Source organism: Actinomyces sp. (genome assembly GCF_030530635.1).
Taxonomy (GTDB): Bacteria; Actinomycetota; Actinomycetes; order Actinomycetales; family Actinomycetaceae; genus Actinomyces.
Window position 1 is genome coordinate 1 of the sequence record NZ_JAUMUL010000126.1, and the last position, 2,552, is coordinate 2,552.

The 2,552-nt window shown below is 67.0% G+C and carries 3 protein-coding genes; 1 reads left to right on the forward strand and 2 read right to left on the reverse strand.

What is annotated here, in order from left to right; all coding sequences use genetic code 11:
- Positions 1-239: 239 nt before the first annotated feature.
- A complete protein-coding gene (locus Q4A20_RS14980) occupies positions 240-650 on the reverse strand; it encodes a hypothetical protein (RefSeq protein WP_303124191.1) in 411 nt (136 codons plus the stop codon).
- A complete protein-coding gene (locus tag Q4A20_RS14985; protein WP_303124192.1) occupies positions 647-1,114 on the reverse strand; it encodes a phage holin family protein in 468 nt (155 codons plus the stop codon). Before Q4A20_RS14985 ends, Q4A20_RS14980 begins: the two co-directional genes overlap by 4 nt.
- Positions 1,115-1,819: 705 nt before the next feature.
- Between Q4A20_RS14985 and Q4A20_RS14990 the strand changes: the two genes are divergently transcribed.
- Entirely contained in the window at positions 1,820-2,524 is a 705-nt protein-coding gene (locus Q4A20_RS14990; RefSeq protein WP_303124193.1) for a hypothetical protein, read from the forward strand.
- Positions 2,525-2,552 lie beyond the last annotated feature (28 nt).

Consider the following 2,552-nt stretch of genomic DNA (forward strand, 5'->3'; position numbering starts at 1 on the left):
CTTGGTCGCCTTGGCCTTCTGACGGCCGCGCCCCATAGGCTCGACCCCCTCCAACGTATCTCTGGGCGCGCCGTGGGCGCGCATCAACTGGGCAAATGTGTCGTGAGGCAACCGTACAACGTTGCCGCGTCGGAATACCATTCCGGTGGCAGCACGTCGACCGTGGTAAGGCCCACGGATGGGAGTGCTGCGGTTCCGGGAATACGGACTCGGAGAAGGCGACGGACCCGGCACCAGGGTCAGCGGCGCAGGGCCTTGACCAGGGCGAATACGCTCAATCCGGCCAGTGCCGCCACAGCGCCGGTGACCAGGGCCAGCGCCTGCGGATCCCCGTCCTGGGCGTCGTTGAGCAGGCGCCGTGCCCGCTCGATGAGCGAGAGGCTGTCTCCTCTCGGGGCGTCGGCGAAGAGCGACGGGGTGTCGGCATCGCCCTGCAAGCGGGCCTTCAACCCGGTTGCCGCGGTTTGGGCCCTTTTCCGCAGGTCGGCCACGGTCGCCTCGGTGGTGGAGCGGGCCGCCGCCTTCAGGGCGTTGGGGGCCAGCCGCTGAGCCAATTCCTCGACGTCATTCACGACCGAGGCGCGCAGTGCCTCGAGGCGGGCCTCGATCTCCTCCGGGGTGGCCGCGTCGGCCGGATTCTTCTCACTCACTGCTGGTTGCCCTTCTCGAAGCCGGTGGCGGCGGCGGACTTGACGGTGTCTAGGTCGCGGGTGATGGCGCCCTTGGGATCGGGCATGTCGGCCTTGGCCGCCTGTAGACGCTGCAGACCCAGCCTGGCGGTGGTGGCGGCCGCGATCAGCAGCACCGTGGCGACGATCAGCTTGGCCGCCCACAGCGGCAGGGCCAGGGCAATCAGTTCCACGATGGACCCCAGCAGGAACCCCAGGCCATACAGGGCGACGACCCCGCCCGCGGCGAGGAGCCCTCCGCCCACCCCCATGGTGGCGGCCATGCGTTTGCCCTTGGCCTTGGCCAGGTCGATCTCTCCGTGCACCAGGGCGGAGACGTTCTCCGAGATGCGGGTCACAAGCTCGCTGAGCGTCGATGAGGCCGCTGAGGAGGAGGACGGAGGCGCCGTCGGAGGCTGTTTGGGCTGTTGGGCCTGCTGGCTCATGGAACCGACCTTCTTATCCGTGCTGCTGAACGGCAAGGGGCGGCGTGCCGGCCGCTCCTGTTGCTCGGAACAGAATCTCACATGCCGGGCCTGGGCGGCAGCCGACCGGTCCTGCGGAGGTGCCTGATTCGTCGGCAGCTGGTGCAGTGCAACCGAAAGGTGACGTTGTGGCGCGCCTGTGTGCTCGTGCCCCGGCCCCTGCCCTCGGGGAGTACGCCTACGGAGACCTACTTGGACCGCTCACGCGCGGTTGGACCGCTGTAACCGGCGGTTACGGTGGTCGGTCCAACGGGGGAACAGGGGTCCAACCGGCGGACAGCGGTCCAACGGGGGCGCGGCGAACGGCACGGCACTCGCTTTCCCATGCGGAGGGCGGCCGCGTCGCCGAAGTCCACCAAGGTCCACAGGCCGCGTTCGCGCAGGGCACCGCTCTGCGCATTCACAGGACTTCGGACGCGCGCCACTGCCGGGGTGCACCGTGGAAACATGTGGACTTCACCGATTCCGATCTTATTGTCATCTGAACTCGCCGGGTGCGGGCTGGACAAGGGCACCCTTGCCCGGTCCGCACGCCCCGGCGGGGAGCTTGTCCGCATCCTGCGTGGTGCATACGTGCAGCGTAGAGACCTCCAGGGTCTGACTCGGTCTGAGGCGCATCGGGTCAAGGTCATCGCCGCTCGACTCACTGGAGCACTGGAAGGCGCCGTGCTCGCCAGGGAGTCGGCGGCTGTCATACATGGGATTCCGCTGGTGGGTGAGATTCCAAAGCAGGTTCAGGTGGTGCGGCCCGGGCGCGATGGTGGACGATCGTCGATGGGGATTCATACCCTGCGTGCCGGCTGCGACTTCCAGACGGTGCTTGACGATGGCGTGTCGGTTGCCTCGGTGGCGCAGACCCTCGCGGATCTTGGACGCCGCCGACCGTTGCGCTATGTATTGGCCGGCTTCGACGCCATGCTGAGAGAGGGTCGGGTGACGAAAGATGGGATCACTGCCGCGGCTCCGGAGCGAACATGGGGGAGACAGCGCCTACGCCGGACGATCCAGGCGGCTGACCCGGATTCCGAGTCTCCCGGGGAGAGCTTGAGTCGAGCGGTGATGATCGAACATCACTTACCCATGCCTGCTTTGCAGGAGCCGGTGCGGGATCAGCGTGGCGGGCTGCTTGGACGGGTCGACTTCATCTGGCCTGAGCACGGTGTGATTGGGGAGTTCGACGGTCGGGTTAAGTACGGACGGGAGCTGACGGGCAGACCGGTGGATAACGTTCTCCTCGCCGAGCGGCGCCGAGAGCTTGACATTGAGAGCGCTACCGGCATGCGAGTCGTACGTTGGCTCTGGGACGACGCCTGGAGGGAACAAGGTCTGCTGGAGATCCTTGCTGGAGCAGGCATTCGTCCCATCCATTGAATAGGTGAGTGGGCGCCGTCGGTTCGGA